This window comes from Saccharothrix mutabilis subsp. mutabilis, assembly GCF_039521145.1.
GTDB classification, from domain to species: domain Bacteria; phylum Actinomycetota; class Actinomycetes; order Mycobacteriales; family Pseudonocardiaceae; genus Actinosynnema; species Actinosynnema mutabilis.
Window position 1 is genome coordinate 640,606 of the sequence record NZ_BAAABU010000003.1, and the last position, 16,949, is coordinate 657,554.

General features: G+C 72.4%; 15 protein-coding genes. 9 read left to right on the top strand and 6 right to left on the bottom strand.

Annotated features, from left to right (window positions below; translation table 11 throughout):
* Positions 1-2 precede the first annotated feature (2 nt).
* The gene (locus ABD126_RS10620) at positions 3-776 is read left to right on the top strand and encodes an SDR family NAD(P)-dependent oxidoreductase (RefSeq protein WP_343933555.1); all 774 of its coding nucleotides are present in this window, start codon (positions 3-5) and stop codon (positions 774-776) included.
* 44 nt (positions 777-820) lie between these two features.
* On the opposite strand, the gene ABD126_RS10625 is transcribed toward ABD126_RS10620, so the two are convergent.
* Positions 821-1,954, bottom strand: a complete 1,134-nt coding sequence (locus ABD126_RS10625; RefSeq protein WP_343933556.1) for a trypsin-like serine protease — start codon at positions 1,952-1,954, stop codon at positions 821-823.
* Between the two features lie 455 nt (positions 1,955-2,409).
* Between ABD126_RS10625 and ABD126_RS10630 the strand changes: the two genes are divergently transcribed.
* On the top strand, positions 2,410-3,714 hold the full coding sequence (locus ABD126_RS10630) for a pectate lyase family protein (RefSeq protein WP_343933557.1): 1,305 nt from the start codon (positions 2,410-2,412) through the stop codon (positions 3,712-3,714).
* 132 nt (positions 3,715-3,846) lie between these two features.
* Here ABD126_RS10630 and ABD126_RS10635 read toward each other — a convergent pair whose 3' ends face one another.
* The gene (locus ABD126_RS10635; protein ID WP_343933559.1) at positions 3,847-5,850 is read right to left on the bottom strand and encodes a neutral/alkaline ceramidase; all 2,004 of its coding nucleotides are present in this window, start codon (positions 5,848-5,850) and stop codon (positions 3,847-3,849) included.
* Positions 5,851-6,030: 180 nt separating this feature from the next.
* Here ABD126_RS10635 and ligD point away from each other — a divergent pair, with 180 nt between their 5' ends.
* The 4 genes from ligD to ABD126_RS10655 all read left to right on the top strand — a co-directional run bounded on the left by ligD (position 6,031) and on the right by ABD126_RS10655 (position 9,804).
* Positions 6,031-6,975, top strand: coding sequence for a non-homologous end-joining DNA ligase (gene ligD, locus ABD126_RS10640; RefSeq protein ID WP_343933561.1), 945 nt, complete (start codon positions 6,031-6,033; stop codon positions 6,973-6,975).
* An 85-nt stretch (positions 6,976-7,060) separates the two neighbouring features.
* Positions 7,061-8,272: a cytochrome P450 gene (locus tag ABD126_RS10645; RefSeq protein WP_343933562.1), complete on the top strand. Its 1,212-nt coding sequence runs from the start codon at positions 7,061-7,063 to the stop codon at positions 8,270-8,272.
* A 135-nt stretch (positions 8,273-8,407) separates the two neighbouring features.
* Positions 8,408-9,187, top strand: a complete 780-nt coding sequence (locus ABD126_RS10650; protein WP_343933563.1) for an ion transporter — start codon at positions 8,408-8,410, stop codon at positions 9,185-9,187.
* 41 nt (positions 9,188-9,228) lie between these two features.
* Positions 9,229-9,804, top strand: coding sequence for a helix-turn-helix domain-containing protein (locus ABD126_RS10655; RefSeq protein ID WP_343933564.1), 576 nt, complete (start codon positions 9,229-9,231; stop codon positions 9,802-9,804).
* A gap of 60 nt (positions 9,805-9,864) precedes the next feature.
* Here ABD126_RS10655 and ABD126_RS10660 read toward each other — a convergent pair whose 3' ends face one another.
* The 3 genes from ABD126_RS10660 to ABD126_RS10670 form a co-directional block, all read right to left on the bottom strand.
* Positions 9,865-10,485, bottom strand: coding sequence for a class I SAM-dependent methyltransferase (locus ABD126_RS10660; RefSeq protein WP_343933565.1), 621 nt, complete (start codon positions 10,483-10,485; stop codon positions 9,865-9,867).
* Positions 10,486-10,548: 63 nt separating this feature from the next.
* Entirely contained in the window at positions 10,549-11,070 is a 522-nt protein-coding gene (locus tag ABD126_RS10665; RefSeq protein WP_343933566.1) for a hypothetical protein, read from the bottom strand.
* Between the two features lie 87 nt (positions 11,071-11,157).
* The gene (locus tag ABD126_RS10670; RefSeq protein ID WP_343933567.1) at positions 11,158-12,087 is read right to left on the bottom strand and encodes an NAD(P)/FAD-dependent oxidoreductase; all 930 of its coding nucleotides are present in this window, start codon (positions 12,085-12,087) and stop codon (positions 11,158-11,160) included.
* A gap of 316 nt (positions 12,088-12,403) precedes the next feature.
* Here ABD126_RS10670 and ABD126_RS10675 point away from each other — a divergent pair, with 316 nt between their 5' ends.
* The 3 genes from ABD126_RS10675 (at position 12,404) to ABD126_RS10685 (ending at position 15,815) form a co-directional block, all read left to right on the top strand.
* Positions 12,404-13,465, top strand: coding sequence for a chitinase (locus ABD126_RS10675; protein ID WP_343933568.1), 1,062 nt, complete (start codon positions 12,404-12,406; stop codon positions 13,463-13,465).
* Between the two features lie 94 nt (positions 13,466-13,559).
* On the top strand, positions 13,560-14,216 hold the full coding sequence (locus ABD126_RS10680; RefSeq protein WP_343933569.1) for an HNH endonuclease family protein: 657 nt from the start codon (positions 13,560-13,562) through the stop codon (positions 14,214-14,216).
* A gap of 138 nt (positions 14,217-14,354) precedes the next feature.
* A complete protein-coding gene (locus ABD126_RS10685) occupies positions 14,355-15,815 on the top strand; it encodes an aldehyde dehydrogenase family protein (RefSeq protein ID WP_343933570.1) in 1,461 nt (486 codons plus the stop codon).
* Here ABD126_RS10685 and ABD126_RS10690 read toward each other — a convergent pair.
* Entirely contained in the window at positions 15,803-16,948 is a 1,146-nt protein-coding gene (locus ABD126_RS10690) for an MFS transporter (protein WP_343933571.1), read from the bottom strand. The two genes, ABD126_RS10685 and ABD126_RS10690, sit on opposite strands and share 13 nt — an antisense overlap.
* Between the last annotated feature and the right edge of the window lies 1 nt (position 16,949).

The window sequence follows — 16,949 nt, forward strand, 5'->3', positions numbered from 1 at the left end:
CTATGGGCGATGTGGCGGTGGTGACCGGAGCGGCGCGCGGGTTCGGGCTCGGGATCGCGCGGCGGTTGGCCGAGCGCGGGTACGTGGTCGTGGGGACCGATGTGGATCCGGTGGTCGAGGACGTCCTGTCGCGGTTCGGGGCGCGGGGTGTGGTGGCCGACGTGCGGGACCCCGCCGCGCACCGGGCCGTCGCCGGGGTCGCCGCGGGGCTCGGGCGGGTCGCGGTGTGGGTGAACAACGCCGGTGTGCTGGCCACCGGGCCCGTGTGGGAGCAGGACGACGACGTGGTCCGCCGGGTCGTCGAGGTCAACCTGCTCGGCGTGGTCAACGGGTCGCGGGTGGCCGTGGAGACCATGCGCGCGAGCGGCGGGCGCATCCTGAACATCGCCTCGATGTCGGCCTACGGGCCGGTCCCGGGCCTGGCGCTCTACGCGGCGACCAAGGCGGCCGTGCTGAACTTCTCCACCAGCCTCCAGGGCGATCTCGACCTGGCGGGCGTGCCGATCCGCGTCCACACGCTGTGCCCGGACGCCGCCGACACCGCGATGGTCGACCGGGTCCGCGACGACGCCGACTCCGCGATCCTGTTCTCCGGCGGCGGCCTGCTCCCGCCCGACGAGGTCGCCGACCGGGCGGTCGCGATGCTCGGCGGCCGGCGGCTGGTGCGGGCGGTCCCGGCGCACCGGGCGGGGATGGCGCGGCTGGGCGCGTTGGCTCCGACGGTGGGCCTGCGGGTTCTCCGCGCGTTGCGCGCCTGGGGCGAGAGGCGCAGATGAGAATGCGGTGGCACGCCCTCGTGCCACCGCATCCCCGACTTCTATCAGGAGGTCAGCAGGGTGACGCCGTAGTAGTTCGCGGCGTCCACCACCGGCTGGTAGTAGGAGTAGGAGCCGGTCGCGCCGGAACCCTGGTTCCAGCCGCAGTCGTGGCCGTCGGCCGGGCCGCCGGAGGTCATGCCCTGGGCGGTGTTGCCGGCGATGTACGCGCCGCCGCTGTCGCCGCCCTCGGTGCACACCGTGGACCGGGCCAGGCCGCGGGTGGACGTGCTCTCACCCGAGTAGCGGACCGTGTAGTTGTAGCCGGAGATCGTGCCGCAGGTCCACCCGGTGGTGTTGCCCGCCTTGCACAGCGAGGTGCCCACCGGGGCCTTGGACATGCCGCGCACGGCGACCGTGGTGCCCTTGCGGGTGTCGACGTAGGCGCGCTGGGTGTCCTCGGCGTCCACCGACATCAGGCCCATGTCGTAGGACGGGAACCGGGTGGCGATGCCCTTGCCGATGTGGTTGCCGTTGGCGTCGTAGATGTCGGGGTTGCCCTCGACGCAGTGACCGGCGGTCAGCAGCACCTTCTGGCCGTTGCGGGTGCCGTTGAAGCCCAGCGAGCAGTTCGTGCCGGGGACCAGGTCCATGATCCGGCCCGGGACGACGTCGGCCTGCGGGGCCAGCCGCGCGGCGCCCCGCTCGACGGCGACGCCGTCGATCCGGGACAGCTTCGCGACCAGCGCGGACGTGGCGTCCGGCTCGACGGTCACGACGACCCGGTCGGCCACCAGGTCCGGCCCGAAGGCCTGCACCTGGGCGATGTCGGAGCCGATGGCCTGCTCGACGCGGGCGGTGAGGGCGTCCAGCGCCTTCTCGCCGCGCACACCGGTGCGGGCGGCCAGGCCCGCCTTGGTGACGGCGGCGGCGTCGGTGGTGTTGACCACGAGCTTGCCCGAGCGGTCGAAGTACGCGCCGTCCACGGAGACGCCGCGGTCGCGCAGGTCGGCCAGCGTGCCGGCCTGGGCCTTCTCCCGGTCGAGGCGGTCGGCGGCCTGCGCGGGCGAGGTGCCCAGTTCGGCGGCCAGGGCGGAGAGCATCGCCGGGTCGTAGTCCGGCGCTGCGGAGGCGGTGGGGGTCAGCAGGGCAGCCCCGACCGCGACGCCCACGAGGGCGCCGAGAGTGCGGATCTTCATTTTGTCAGCTTTCATCGCAGGGTTCGACAAAACTGGCACTGGAAATACGTGGAAATCACCTCGGAATGACGCGGAGGCATTCCTGCGGCGATCGGGCCGGCGCTTTCACCGGACCGGCGCAACGGTAACCCGGCCAAACCGCCGGCAAACACCTACGAAAGTAGGCGGATGACTCCCGACGGTGATCGCGTGCCCGCCTCCGGCACGGTCGGGTCCCGGCGCGACGGCGGATGGCCGGGCGGCGAGGCGCGGCGGACGGTTCCCATGATTTGTTAAGCGGTTCAGCGATGTGAACTCCGAGGGTGCCGGAAGTGGGGCTTGCGACCGGCGAAAAGGTTGCGTTAGCGTGCGGGTCCGGGAGCGCTCCCAGGCTGTTCACCTGCATGAACTCAAGATTTTCTGCTCGCAAGGAGGCGTGCGTGAGTTCACATGAGGAAAACCGTTCCCGTCGGGTCGTGCGAATAGTCGCCGGGGTCGCGGCGGCGGTGCTGCCGGCGGCGCTGGTGCTCGTGGGGGGCGCCAGTGCCGGGGCGGCGACCGGGTGCCGCGTGGACTACAAGGTCACCAACCAGTGGCAGGGCGGGTTCGGCGCGGAGGTCGTGGTGACCAACCTCGGCGACCGGCTCGACGGCTGGGCGCTGAAGTGGGACTTCACCGCCGGGCAGCGGGTCGACCAGGGGTGGAACGGGACGTTCGGCCAGTCCGGGAGCACGGTGACGGTCACCAACGCGTCGTGGAACGCGTCCCTGGCGACCGGCGCGACCGCGGCGCTCGGGTTCAACGGCACGTGGACCGGCAGCAACCCGGCCCCGACGTCGTTCACCCTCAACGGCGTGTCGTGCACCGGCGGCACCACCACGACCACCACCACCACGACCGCGACCACGACGCCGAACAACCCCGCGCCCACGGGCCTGGTCGGCTGGGCCACGCAGAACGGCGGCACGACCGGCGGCGGGTCGGCGGCGGCCGTGTCGGTGAACTCGGCGTCCGGCCTGGCCACCGCCGCCGCGGGCACGGGCGCGTCGGTGATCCGGGTGACCGGGTCGTTCTCGTGCTCGGGCATGATCCGGGTGGGGTCGAACAAGACCATCCTCGGCGCGTCCGGGGCGACGATCAGCGGGTGCGGCCTGACGTTGAGCGGGTCGATGAACGTCATCATCCGGAACCTGACCTTCACCGGGTGGAACGATGACGCGATCAACGTCGAGTCGGCGTCGACGAACGTGTGGATCGACCACAACACGTTCAGCAACGGCTACGACGGGGCCGTGGACATCAAGCGGGCCTCGGACTACATCACGGTGTCGTGGAACCGGACGTTCAACCACGGCAAGACGATGCTGCTGGGCCACAGCGACGACAACGGTTCCCAGGACCGCGGGCACCTGCGGGTGACCTACCACCACAACCACTTCGACGGGTCGGGCACGCGCCACCCGCGGGTGCGGTTCGGCAACCCCGTGCACGTGTTCAACAACTACTACCGGGACAACGAGTACGGCGTCGCGTCCACTTGCGACGGCGGTGTCCTGGTGGAGGGCAACTACTTCGAGAACGTGGACGAGCCGACGCTGGTCGGGTACGCCGGTTCGCCGGCGGGCACGCTCGTGCAGCGCGACAACCACTTCGTCGGCTCCGGCACGCCGCAGTCGGCGGGGTCGGTGGCGGCGATCCCGTACTCGTACGCGGTGGACAACGCGGTGGAGGTGAAGTCGATCGTGACGGCCGGGGCGGGCGCGGGCAAGATCAGCGTCTAGCGGAGGGGCCGGCGTCCAGCAGGTGCGGCCCGGCGGCGCGCGTCACCGCCGGGCCGCACCCCGATCACCCGACCAGGGCCGCGCAGAACTCCCGGACGTCCTCGACCGGCGGGTCCACGTCGGCCGATGCGGTCAGCTCACGGTGAAGGGGCGGGTGGCGCCGGTGAACGGGGTGATCGCGCCGGTCCAGCCGCTCTTCCAGTCGCCGTGGTGGACCAGGCGGTAGGTGCCGGGTGGGGTGTCGGCCGGGATGGTCCAGGTGATGGTCGCTTCCGAGTTCGCGATTCCGTGGCGTTGCCAGCGGTAGCGGGTGGTCCAGTCGCCGTCGTCCGCCACCCTGGTCCACGCGCCGTCGACCAGGCGTTGCACCTCCAGGAAGGTGCCGTTGCGGCGCAGGTTGTTCTTCGGGTGGCCGGTGACGAACACCGCCGTGGCGGTCTGGCCGCGGGTGTGGGCGGGGGCGGGTTCGGTCAGGACCTGGCCGAAGGTGTGCCAGGGGGCCTTGTCGTCGAAGACCACGCCGGTTTGCAGGTTCAGGTCGGTGAACGGCGGCTTGCCGGGGGTCGGGCCGGGCGTCAGGGCCGTGCCGGAGCGCAGGGACGCCGCCAGCTTGCCGAACTCCTGCTGGTACGCGGGGGTCGTGTTGCGGCCGAACAGGGTCGATCCGCCTTCGTACTGCTGGAGGTCGTACTCCTCGGGCGTGGTGACGTACTGGCTGTAGTCGTTGGCGTAGCCCTGGATCAGGACGTGCTCCAGGGGAACGCCCAGTTCCGCCGCCACCGACCGGCGGATGCGCAGGCCGGCCACGATGGTCACCTCGCCGGGCACGGCCACCAGGTGCAGTTGGCCGATCTTGACGATCTGCAACGGCAGGACGTCCGGCGTGGCCTGCACCAGACCGGTCGGCACGAGCGACGCCTTGGGGTACTGGCAGTCCTTGAGCCACTGCGGCACTTCGACGTTCAGCGGTTCGAGCAGGGCCTTGATGGGGCTCTGCATGCCTTCGGTGAAGCCGGGGATGGCCGGGCCGTCCTCGGTGCTGCCGGCGATGGTGGACGCGCCGACCACGCCGGAGCACGTCCGGCCGGTGCGGCCGTCGGTGGTGTAGCGGCCCTCGACGGTGACCGCGCCCATGTCCACGAAGCGCATCCGGTAGTCCACGCCGCCGGTCACCGGGGTCTGCGGGCCGGAGTAGACGCGTTGCGCGGCGCGGTTCTGGCGTTCGCCGATGATGCGGGTGTTCTCCACCTCGTCCTCGGTCGGTCCGGAGCCGGGGCGCAGGTTGAGGTTGGGTGACATGTCGCCGGCGTTGGTGTTGGGGAACGCGGCGACGAAACCGGGGCGGTCGTCGAGGTAGCGGACGCCGGCGTCGTCGTGCTCCCACTGGTAGGCCGCGTAACCCTTGTTGTCCGGGCTGATCAGCGTGTTGGCGTTGGTCATGGACGTGTTGTGGGTCGCGAACCACGAGATCGCGCCGACGTCGGCGCCGCCCTGGCGCAGCCGCAGGACGGTCATCGCCGGGTCGATGGCGTTCGGGAAGTGCCCCTTGTCGGGGTTGCGCTCGAACGCGACCCGCGAGCGGTTGACGCTGGCGTCGGTCAACTCGCCGGTGCCCAGGGACAGCGACCCCGGCTTGAGGTCTTCGTGCGCCTCGACCACGGACTCCACGATGCCGTCGGTGACGGCGGCCAGGGTCTGGGGCTGCATGCCGAGGATGGAGAGGTTGTAGGCGAGGTTGTGCGAGTAGCCGCCGGGGCCGGCGTGGGTGTGGGTGGCGGAGAGCAGGACGTTCTCGCGCGTGTAGAGGGTGCCGTAGCGGGCTTGGAGCTTGGCCAGCACGTTCTCCTGGACCGCGCGGAAGATCATGGCGAGGTCGGCGTTGACGTAGACGACGCGTTTGTTGGACGACCGGTCGACCACGACGTAGGCGCGGGAGCGTTGGCGCTGGTGGATGCCGGTGGTCTTCTGGTCGAACTTGGAGTAGCCCATCATGCCGTTCTCGGCGGCGGGCCCGGTGACGTCGGAGATGCCGCGCCCGACGAGGTACGGCTCGGCCGTGGCCTGCGCGGCGGGCAGCCCGGAGAGCACCAGCACGCCCGCCAGGCAGGCGAGCACGGACGTGACGGTCGACCTCATGCGCCGCTCCCGAGTACGCGAATCGGATTCATCTTTACTCGACGGTAGGTGATCGGAGCCACACCCGGCAAGCCCCGGCGGTCGGCTGTCCGGACGCGGTGGCGTGGTGTGGGGCGGGGCTCGTTCGGCGGTGGGGGTCGGCGGGCTGTGCGGGTGGGGGTTTCGGGTTAGGTTCGGCGCATGGGCCAGTCGCCTGCCGTCGAGTTGGAGGTCGGGGACCGCACCGTGCGGATCTCCAACCCCGAGCGCGTGTACTTCCCCGCCCGCGGCGAGACCAAGCTCGACCTGGCCCGCTACTACCTCTCCGTCGGGGACGGGATCGTGCGCGCCTTGCGGGAACGCCCCTGCATGCTGCACCGGTTCCCGTCCGGGGTCACCGGCGAGAAGGTGCACCAGAAGCGGTTGCCGTCGGGGGCTCCGCCGTGGGTCCAGACGGTCCGGGTGCACTTCCCCCGGTACAACCGGCACGCCGACGAGCTGTGCGTCACCGACGTGGCGGACGTGGTGTGGGCCGTGCAGATGTCCACCGTCGAGTTCCACCCCTGGAACTCCCGCCGCGCCGACACCGAGAAGCCCGACGAGTGGCGCATCGACCTCGATCCCATGCCGGACTGCCCGTTCTCCCGCGTCCAACGGGTCGCGCACGTCGCCCACGAAGTGCTCGACGAACTCGGCGCGGTCGGGTGGCCCAAGACCTCCGGCGGGCGCGGCCTGCACATCTACGTGCGGATCAAGCCCGAGTGGGGGTTCTCCGACGTGCGGCGGGCCGCGTTGGCGTTCGCGCGGGAGGTCGAGCGGCGCGCGCCCGACGACGTGACCACGACGTGGTGGCGGCGGGACCGGGACCCGAAGGACCTGTTCGTCGACTACAACCAGAACGCCCGCGACCACACGATCGCCGCGGCCTACTCGGTGCGCGGCAACCCCGAGGCGACGGTGTCCACCCCGATCCGCTGGGACGAGATCGACGACGTGGACCCGCGCGACTGCACCATCGCCACCGTCCCCGCCCGCTTCGCCGAGCTGGGCGACCTGCACGCGGGCATCGACGACGCGGTGTTCTCGTTGGAGCCGCTGCTGGAGTGGGCCGACCGCGACGGCGACGAGCCGCCCGACGAGACGTGAATCGCGCTCGGGTTACTCCGGATGCGCGGCGAATCCCTCGTCTGGACCGCACCCCCGGCCGGCGGGGTCGGAGGAGACTGCGGACATGAGCGATTCAGCCATCGCGCCGCCCGACCTGTTCACCCCCGACCTGATCGCCGACCCGCACCCCGTCCTGCACCAACTCCGCACGCACAGCCCGGTCTTCTGGGCCGAGCCCCTCCACGGCTACCTGCTGACCCGCCACGCCGACATCGTCGCCGCCCTCAAGGACCGCAGGCTGGTCCCCGCCAACATGGGACAGGGCCTGGACCGGCTGAGCCAGGAAGAACGCGACGAGCTGGCCCCCGTCTGGCAGTCCGTGCAGCTGTGGATGGGCCACACCAACGAGACCGACCACCTCCGCTTCCAACAGCTCCTCAAGCGCTACTTCACCCCCTCGACGGTGAACAAGCTGCGCCCCCGCGTCCGCGAGCTGGCCGGGGAACTCGTCGCCGCGGTCAAGGACCAGGGCGGCATGGACGTCGTCCGCGACCTCGCCTACCCGTTGCCCGCCAACGTGATCGCCGAGATGCTGGGCATGCCCACCGACGAGCGCGAGCAGTTGCAGGCGTGGTCCAAGGACATCCTCGCCCTGTTCGCCCCCGCCGACATGGACGCGCTGCGCCGGTGCCAGCGCAGCGTCCTGGAGATGCAGGACTACGTCCGCGGCCTGGTGGCGGCCCGCCGCGCCGACCCGCGCGACGACCTGATCAGCATGTTCGTCGCCGCCGAGGCCGAGGGCGTGGTCAACGAGGACGAGATCGTCGCCAACTGCGTGCTGCTGCTGTTCGCGGGCCACGAGACCACCGCGAACCTCATCGCCAACGGCCTGGTGCTGCTGTTCGAGAACCCCGACCAGTTCGAGCTGCTCAAGCGCGAGCCCGGGCTGATGGCGAGCGCCGTCGAGGAGATGCTGCGCTGCGACGGCCCGGCCAGCGTGATCATCCGCGTCACCGCCGAACCCGTCGAGTTCTCCGGCCAGGAGATCCCGGCCGGCAAGAACGTCTACCTGGCGATGCTGGCCGGCAACCGCGACCCGGAGGTGTTCGCCGACCCGGACAGGTTCGACATCACGCGCACCCCCAACCGGCACACGGCGTTCGGCCTGGGCTCGTTCTACTGCCTGGGCGCGGCGCTGGCCCGCATGGAGGCCGACGTGTGCTTCACGGTGCTGCGCGAACAGGTCCCGGACCTGCGCCCGGCCTACGACAAGGTGGACTGGGTGGCCACCCAGGTCGCGTCCCGCCGCCTGGCGTCGCTGCGCGTGGCGTTCTGACCCGCTCGGCGCGGCTCCTCCCACGGCGGGGAGCCGCGCCGAGTTGATCACCCGGCCAGGTGAACCGGCTCAAGCGCGCCGGCCGGTCCGCCGATGCACGTCCTTGCCACACCCACTGGGCGAGGAGTGTTTCGGATGGCGTTGCGCGAACGGGTCGCCGAGGTCGTGGACGGCAGGCGCTGCCGGCAGGTGGTCATCGCGGTGATCGTGGTCAACGCGATCGCGCTGGGGTGCGAGACCTCGCCGTCGCTGGTGGCCTCCTACGGCGGGCTGTTGACCTCGATCGACCACGTCGCGCTGGCGATCTTCGTCGTGGAACTGGCGGCGCGGCTCTACGCGCACCGGGCGCGGTTCTTCCGCGACCCGTGGAACTGCTTCGACTTCGTCGTGGTCGGGGTGTCGCTGCTGCCGGCGGCGGGACCGCTGTCGGTGGTGCGGTCGCTGCGCATCCTGCGTGCGCTGCGGCTGGTGTCGGTGGTGCCGAGCATGCGGCGGGTGGTCAGCGCGCTGGTCCGGTCGGTGCCGGGGTTGGTGTCGTTGACCGGGTTGCTGCTGCTGTTGCTGTACGTGGGGGCGGTGATCGCGCACAACCTGTTCACCGCGAGCGGGGACCCGCGGTTCGCCGACCTCGGGTCCACCCTGCTGACGCTGTTCCAGATCACCACCGGCGACGGGTGGTCGGACATGATGCGCGACCTGATGGTCACCCAGCCGCTGGCGTGGATCTTCTTCGTGGGCTACCTGCTGGTGGGGACGTTCACCATGCTGAACCTGTTCATCGCGGTGGTGTGCAGCGCGATGGAGTCCGACGCGGACTCGCCCGACCAGCAGGTGCTCCAGGAGGTCCGGGCGTTGCGGGAGGAGGTCCGGCGGCTGTCGGTGGTGCGGCTGCCCGACCACGCCGGCCGCAACTGACCCCGTTTGCCGGGCGGTTGCCGGTTCGGCAAGATGGAGCGGTGGACGACTTCGACGACGTGCTCAAGGCGGTCGGGCCGCGGCTGCGGGCGATCCGCAAGCAGCGCGAGGTGACGCTGGCCGACCTGTCCGCCCAGACCGGCATCTCCGAGAGCACGCTGTCGCGGCTGGAGAGCGGGCAGCGGCGGGCCAACCTGGAACTGCTGCTGCCGCTGGCCCGCGCCCACGGCGTGCCGCTGGATGAGCTGGTCGGCGCGCCCGACACCGGCGACCCGCGCGTGCACCTCAAGCCGGTGCGGCGCGGCGGGCGGACGATCATCCCGCTGACCCGGCGCGCGGGCGGGCTCCAGGCGTTCAAGATGATCATCCCGGGAGTGCGGTCGCACGTCGAGCCGGAGTTGCGCGTGCACGAGGGCTACGAGTGGATGTACGTGCTGGACGGCAAGCTCCGGCTCTACCTGGGCGAGCAGGACCTGGTGCTCAAGCCGGGCGAGGCGGCGGAGTTCGACACGCACGTGCCGCACTTCTTCGACGCCGCCGACCGCAACCCGGTGGAGTTGCTGACCCTGTTCGGCCAGCAGGGCGAGCGGGCCCACCTGCGCGCCCGCTCGCGCTGAGCCGCGCCGTCGCGCGCTGACCGGCTGTCGGACGCTGGCCGGCTGTCGCGCGCTGGCCGGTTATCGGAGGCGGCGGACGCGGACGACGTTGTCGGTGCGGGTGCCGGGCTCGCCGTCGGGGCTGTTGTGCTCGCGCTCGACCACGTCGTCGGTCTCCACCACCCAGTCCTGGTCCAGGTCGAGGGCGGCGAGCACGTCGGCGGTGGTCGGGAAGCGGTGGTCCTGGTGCGGGTGGTCGTGCTGCCAGGTCGGCCACCCGGCGTGCCCGCCCACGACCAGCACCCCGCCCGGGGCCACGGCGTCCTTGGCGCGCCTGAGCACGGTGTCGCGCTCGCCGTCGCGTTCGACGGGCGAGTGCAGGAACTGGGCGGAGACCAGGTCGAACCGGCCCGCGGGGAAGGTCTCGGCCAGGTCGTGGCGTTCGAAGGCGATCTCGACCCCGGCCTGCTCGGCGCGGGCGGCGGCGCGGGCCAGGGCGGTGGCGGAGATGTCCACGCCGGTGACCCGCCAGCCGCGCCGGGCCAGCCAGATGGCGTCCCCGCCCTCGGCGCACCCGAGGTCGAGCGCGGTGCCGGGTTCCAGGTCCCGCACCTCGCGCTCCAACAGCGGGTTCACCTTGCCGCTCCACACCTGGTCGCGGTCTTGGTAGAAGGTCTCCCAGAACTCTTCGGCAGTCGTCATGGCCGCACTGTGCACCGGGGCCGCGCCGGAGTGCCACATTTCTTGCCGATCCGGCAACCGGTGTCAGGGGTGCGGGGTGCGGACGGCGACTTTGGCCACGTCCTTGAGCAGTTCCGGGGTGGGTTCGCCCTTCACCGGTTCCGACTCGGCGACCACGACGGTCGTGTCCAGTTGTTGCGAGTCGTAGTGGTGGGCGGTGAAGGTGATGGGGTCGAGCTGGAGCAGGGACGGGGACAGCGGGGTGATGTCACCGGTGCCGTGGATGTCCTCCACGCGTTTCCACTCGGCCGCCACCTCGGGGCGTTCGAACCGCACCCACGCCACGGACACCGCGATCAGCGTGCCCCGGTCGTCGCGGACGGTCATCAGCAGCCGGGTCAGCGAGACGCACGGGGTGGTGGTCAGCAGGTCGCGGACCTGGCCGAAGGAGTGGGACACGCAGTCGGAGTCGTCCTGGGTGGCCCGGTCGACCACCTCCAGGCCCAGCGCCTGCCACGGCTCGTCGTCGGGTGCGGACAGGCCGCCGGCACCGGCCGCCACCGCGCCCGCCAGCGCCGCCGCGGCCACCACGCCACCGGATCCCACGTCCGCTCACCCCCTCTCCGCGTGGAAAAACGGTAACCCACGAGTTGCCCGCGCCGACCCGGTCACAAACGGACTCGCGAACCGGGGTCACGAACCGATCAGCCGCACCACGTCCTCCGCGCACCCCCAGGACAGGGTCACCCCGGACCCGCCGTGGCCGTAGCACGACACGACCGCCTTGCCGGCACGTTCGACGCGGTCCACGCGCACGGCGGACCGCGCCGGCCGCAGCCCGACCGCCCGGGACACCACGGGCGCGTCCCGCAGCTCGGGCACCAGGGCCCGGACCCGGTCGAGGATGGCGTGTTCAACCTCGGGGGACGGGGTGGGGTCGGTGGCTCCCTCGTCGGCGGTGCCGCCGCAGACGACGTGGTCGCCGCGCGGGATCACGTAGGTCAGGCCGGCGGGGTTGTCGTCGTCGATGAGCCACCGGTGCAGGCCCGGGTTGGCCAGCCGGACCACCTGGCCGCGCACGGGGACCAGCCCGTCGTCGCCGACCAGCGGGCCGGAGCGCAGACCGGCGGCCACGACGACGGTGGGCTGGGGCAGGACACCGAGGTCGTCGATCTCTGCCTGGCGGAACGTCACCCCGGCCGCCGTGCACTGCCGGACCAGCCACGGCAGGTAGGTGGGCATGGACGCGACGGGCAGCGTGCACTCGACACCGGACAGGACGCCGTCGGGCAGGGCGGTGGCGGGGCGGTGGTCGGGGACGGCGGCGGTCCAGGACAGGTCGGGGTCGGGGGTGCGGTGCAGGACCGCGCCGGGACGCCAGTGCACGCCGCTCGACGGGTCGCGGGCGAGTTCGTCGAAGCGGCGCAGCGAGACCCGGCCCCAGCGCAGCACGGCGTCGGCCGGCGCGGCCCGGTACGGGAACCACAGCCCACCCGCCACCGCGGACACGGTGTCCCGCGGCGGGGACGCCGCCACCACCTCGACCCGGTGCCCCTCCCCCGCGAGCCGCAGCGCGCAGGTCAGGCCGATCACCCCGCTCCCGACCACCGCGATCTCACCCATGCCGCCCGTCCTACCAGAGGTTCCTCCGATCGTCGGGTTGTGGCCCGCTCGAACCGGCTGCTTCCATGAGGTTTCCGATAGATCACTTCTGGCGGCGCAAACCGGCGGCACCCCCGCCGGGGGCCAGTGAGCGAGAACCCCGGAGGTTCGTTGCGCTGCCCAGGACACCCACGTCCGGGACGCTGTCGTCCCCGACGTCCCTGCGCGCGGCCGGCTCGCGCGGCCCTGTCACCGCCCTGCCGACGGACCTCGCCAGGAACACGACTCCGGCGGGACGGCCCTGCGGACCCGGCCCGTCGGGATTGGAGTGGCGAAGATGACCCATCGGATCAAGAGGCTGCTCGCCGTCGCGGCGGCGGCGTTGCTGGCCCTTCCCCTGACCAGCGCCCTGGCCCCGACCAGCGCCGTGGCGCAGGCGGCGGACGTGTGCGCGGTGAAGTCCCGGCCCACCGGGAAGGTGTTGCAGGGCTACTGGGAGAACTGGGACGGCGCGAAGAACGGCGTGCACCCGCCGCTGGGCTGGATCCCCATCACCGACAGCCGGATCGCGGCCAACGGCTACAACGTGATCAACGCGGCGTTCCCGGTGATCCGCTCCGACGGCACGGTGCTGTGGGAGGACGGCATGGACGTGGACGTGAAGGTCGCGACGCCGGCGGAGATGTGCGCGGCGAAGGCGGCCGGCGCGACGATCCTGATGTCGATCGGCGGCGCGGCGGCGGGCATCGACCTGTCCTCGGCGGCGGTGGCGGACCGGTTCGTCAACACGATCGTGCCGATCCTGCAGCGCTACAACTTCGACGGCATCGACGTCGACATCGAGACCGGCCTGGTGGGCACCGGCAACATCAACACGCTGTCGGCGTCGCAGGCCAACCTGATCCGGATCATCGACGGGGTGCTGGCGCGGATGCCGTCGAACTTCGGCCTGACCATGGCGCCGGAGACGGCGTACGTGACCGGCGGCAGCGTGGTGTACGGGTCGATCTGGGGCGCGTACCTGCCGATCATCAAGAAGTACGCGGACAACGGCCGCCTGTGGTGGTTGAACATGCAGTACTACAACGGTTCCATGTACGGCTGCTCGGGCGACTCGTACCAGGCGGGCACCGTGCAGGGCTTCACCGCGCAGACCAACTGCCTGAACAAGGGCCTGGTCGTGCAGGGCACCACGATCCGGGTGCCGTTCGACAAGCAGGCGCCGGGGCTGCCGGCGCAACCCGGCGCGGGCGGCGGGTACATGTCCACCGGATCGGTCGCACAGGCCTGGAACACCTACAGCGGGCAGCTCAAGGGCCTGATGACCTGGTCGATCAACTGGGACGGGTCCAAGGGCTGGTCGTTCGGGCGCAACGTGAAGTCGTTGCAGGGCAGGTGATCGGCTGACCGGCGCACGGCGTTGCGCCGGTCGGGGCCGTTAGGCCGGTTCCGGGGCGCGGGTACCTCACGGGCAGGAGTCCTTGGAGGTGCCCGTGTCCCGGTATGCGGTGTTGGCGCTGCTGTTGGTGTCCGGGTGCGCGTTCGCGCCCGGTGCGAGCACACCGGTCGACAAGGTGCCGGAGGGCACGGTGGACACCGCGACCGCGCGGGTGCAGCTGGGCGCGTTGGCGGTGGCCGAACCCGGCGGGATGGACGGGTACGTGCGCGACTGCGACAACGGGGCGGCGTGCGTGTTCGGCCGGCCGTGGTCCGATGTGGACGGTGACGGGTGCGACCAGCGCAGCCAGGTGCTGGCGCGGGACCTGGTGGGGGTGGTGCGCAAAGAGGGGCGGTGCGCGGTGGAGGAGGGGACGCTGCACGACCCCTACACCGGGCAGACCGTGACCAGCGTGTCCAAGGTGCAGATCGACCACGTGGTGCCGTTGGCGGAGATGTGGCGCAGCGGCGCGTCGGGGTGGCCGCCGGAGCGGCGCGTGCAGGCGGCCAACGACCTGCGCAACCTGGTCGCCACCCAGGGGAAGGTGAACCGGGAGAAGGGTGATCGCACGCCGGACGAGTGGCTGCCGCCCAACGCCGGGTACGCCTGCCCGTACGCGCGGATCTACGTGGGGGTGAAGGCGGCGTACGGGTTGAGCGTGCGGGCTTCCGAACGGGCGGCGTTGGAGCGGGTGCTGGCGGGCTGCCCGTAGCCCTTTTTGACAGTTGTCAGGGCTGAAGATCCGTGCACGCACGGCCAAACGGCGTACACATTGGCACAACCACGCCCCGGTCGTTGTGCCTAGGCTCGACGCACCGACCAACCCCTGCCTTGGTCAGGAGGCGCAGCCATGACCATCCACCGCACCCTGCTGATCGGCGGCGACGAAGTCCCCGCCGCGTCCGGCCGCACCGTCGACGACACCTCCCCCTACACCGGGGAGGTCTACGCGACGGTCGCGGCGGCCGGGCCCGAGGACGTGGCGGCGGCCGTGGCCGCGGCGGACCGGGCGTTCCCGGCGTGGGCGGCGGTGGGGCCGTTCGCGCGGCGGCGCATCCTGCTGGACGCGGCGGACCTGCTGGAGCAGCGGGCCGACGCGGCGGTGGAGCTGATGGCCTCGGAGGTGGGCGGGACGCAGCGGTGGGCGCGGTTCAACGTGTTCCTGGCGGCGAACGTCCTGCGGGAGGCGGCGGCGTCGGTGACCGCGCCGCTGGGTGACGTGCTCAGCGCCGAGGAGCCGGGGGCGTTGGGGCTCGCGGTGCGCGAGCCGGTGGGGGTGGTGGCGGCGTTCGCGCCGTGGAACGCGCCGCTGATCCTGGGGACGCGGGCGTTCGCGGCGCCGGTGGCGGCGGGCAACACCGTGGTGCTCAAGCCGAGCGAGGAAGCGCCGTTGGCGTCGGGGTTGTTCCTGGCGGACGTGCTGCGCGACGCGGGTCTGCCGCCCGGGGTGCTCAACGTGGTGACCAACGCGCCGGAGGACGCGGCGGCGGTCGGCGAGGCGTTGATCCGCGACCCGCGGGTGCGGGTGGTCAACTTCACCGGGTCCACCGGGGTGGGGCGGGTCGTCGGCGGGCTGGCCGCCTCCTGCCTGAAGCCGGCGGTGTTGGAGCTGGGTGGGAAGAACGCGATCATCGTGCTGGACGACGCGGACCTGTCGCACGCGGTGGACGCGGCGGTGTTCGGGGTGTTCATGAACTCCGGGCAGATCTGCATGTCCGGGGACCGGGTGCTGGTGCACTCGTCGCTGGCGGCGGAGTTCACGGCGCGGTTCGTGGAGCGGGTGGCCGCGCTGCCCCACGGTGATCCGCGGGAGCCGGAGACGGTGATCGGGCCGTTGGTGAACGCGGCGGCGGCGTCGCGGGTCGCGGCGCTGGTGGCGGACGCGCGGGCCAAGGGCGCGTCGGTGCTGGTGGGCGGCGGCGAGCCGGAGGGGGCGGTGCACCCGGCGACGGTGTTGACCGGGGTGACGCCGGCGATGGAGGTCTACGCCGGGGAGGCGTTCGGGCCGGTGTGCGCGGTGGAGGTGTTCTCCTCCGACGAGGAGGCGGTGGCGCTGGCCAACGCCACCGAGCACGGGTTGACCTGCGGGATCCTGACGGAGAACGGGACGCGCGGGTTGGTGTTGGCGCGGCGGGTGCGCACGGGGATCGTGCACGTCAACGACCAGTCGGTGGGTGACGAGCCGCAGGCGCCGTTCGGCGGGGTGGGCGCGAGCGGGTACGGGCGGTTCGGCGGGCGGTGGGGCGTGGAGGCGTTCACCACGACGCGGTGGATCACGCTGGCCACGCAGCACGCGCACTACCCGTTCTGAGCCTTCCCGCTCCCGGGGATGATCGCCACGGCCGCCGCCGCCAGGGTCGCGGTCAGCGCGAGCAGGCCGCCGCCGAGGGTGGTGGCGGTGGCGATCGCCCCGACCAGCAGCGGGCCGCCGGCGTCGCCGACCTCGCGGCCCACCTCGGCGCTGCCCATGGTCTGGCCGAGGCGTTCGGGCGGGGTCGCGGCGGCCAGGGCGGCGAACCCCAACGGGGTCGCCGCACCCGCGCCCGCGCCGATCGCGAGCGCGGCGGCGAACAGCGCCACCGGGCCGGTGAAGGCGGCGGCTGCCGCGTACCCGGCGGCGGCGACGAGCAGCCCGGTGGCCATGCCGGCGGTGTCCCGGACGCGGCCCTGGTCGCGCAGCCTGCCGACCAGGGGCTGGACGAGGGCCGCGGCGGCGGCCATCGCGGACACCGCCAGGCCGGAGACCAGCGGGCCGTGGCTCGCCGCCTGGACCGGGAGGAAGCCGACGCCGACCGCGAGCGCGGCGGTGGTGGCGGCGAGGGCGGCGGTGGGGCGCAGGAAACCGGGGTGCGTCAGGCGGCGGGCCAGGTCCCCGAGCGTCTGGCGGGTGCGGGGCAGGGGCGGGACGGCCGGGACGGTGATCGCCGCCCACACCGCGACGAGCAGCGCCAACGCGGCCAGGGCGGCGAACAGCGCCGGGTAGCCGCCGAAGTGGATCAGGACGCCGCCCAGGACCGGGCCCAGCGTGTGACCCAGGCCCTTCCACGCGCCGTACCCGCCGAACGCGCGGCCGTGGCGGGCCTGCGGGGTCAGGCGGGCCACCATCGCGCTCGCGGCCGGGGAGAACGCCGCGGCGGCGGCGCCCTGCGCCAGGCGGGCCACGCCCACGGCGGCCGGGTCGCCGGCGACCACGAACGCGGCGGAGGCCAGGGTGAAGGCGATCAGGCCGCCCAGCAGGACCGGGCGCGGCCCGACGCGGTCGGCCAGCGACCCGAAGACGGGTTTGAGCACGATCTCCGCGCCGTCGTAGACCGCGAGCAGCAGGCCCAGGGTGAGCAGGGAGGCGTTGGTGTAGCCGCCGAGGCCGGCGGCGATGCCGTGCGCGCCGAACGCGGTGACGAACCCCGCCGCGTACAGGGGTGCGACGGTGACGCGGCTGAGCACG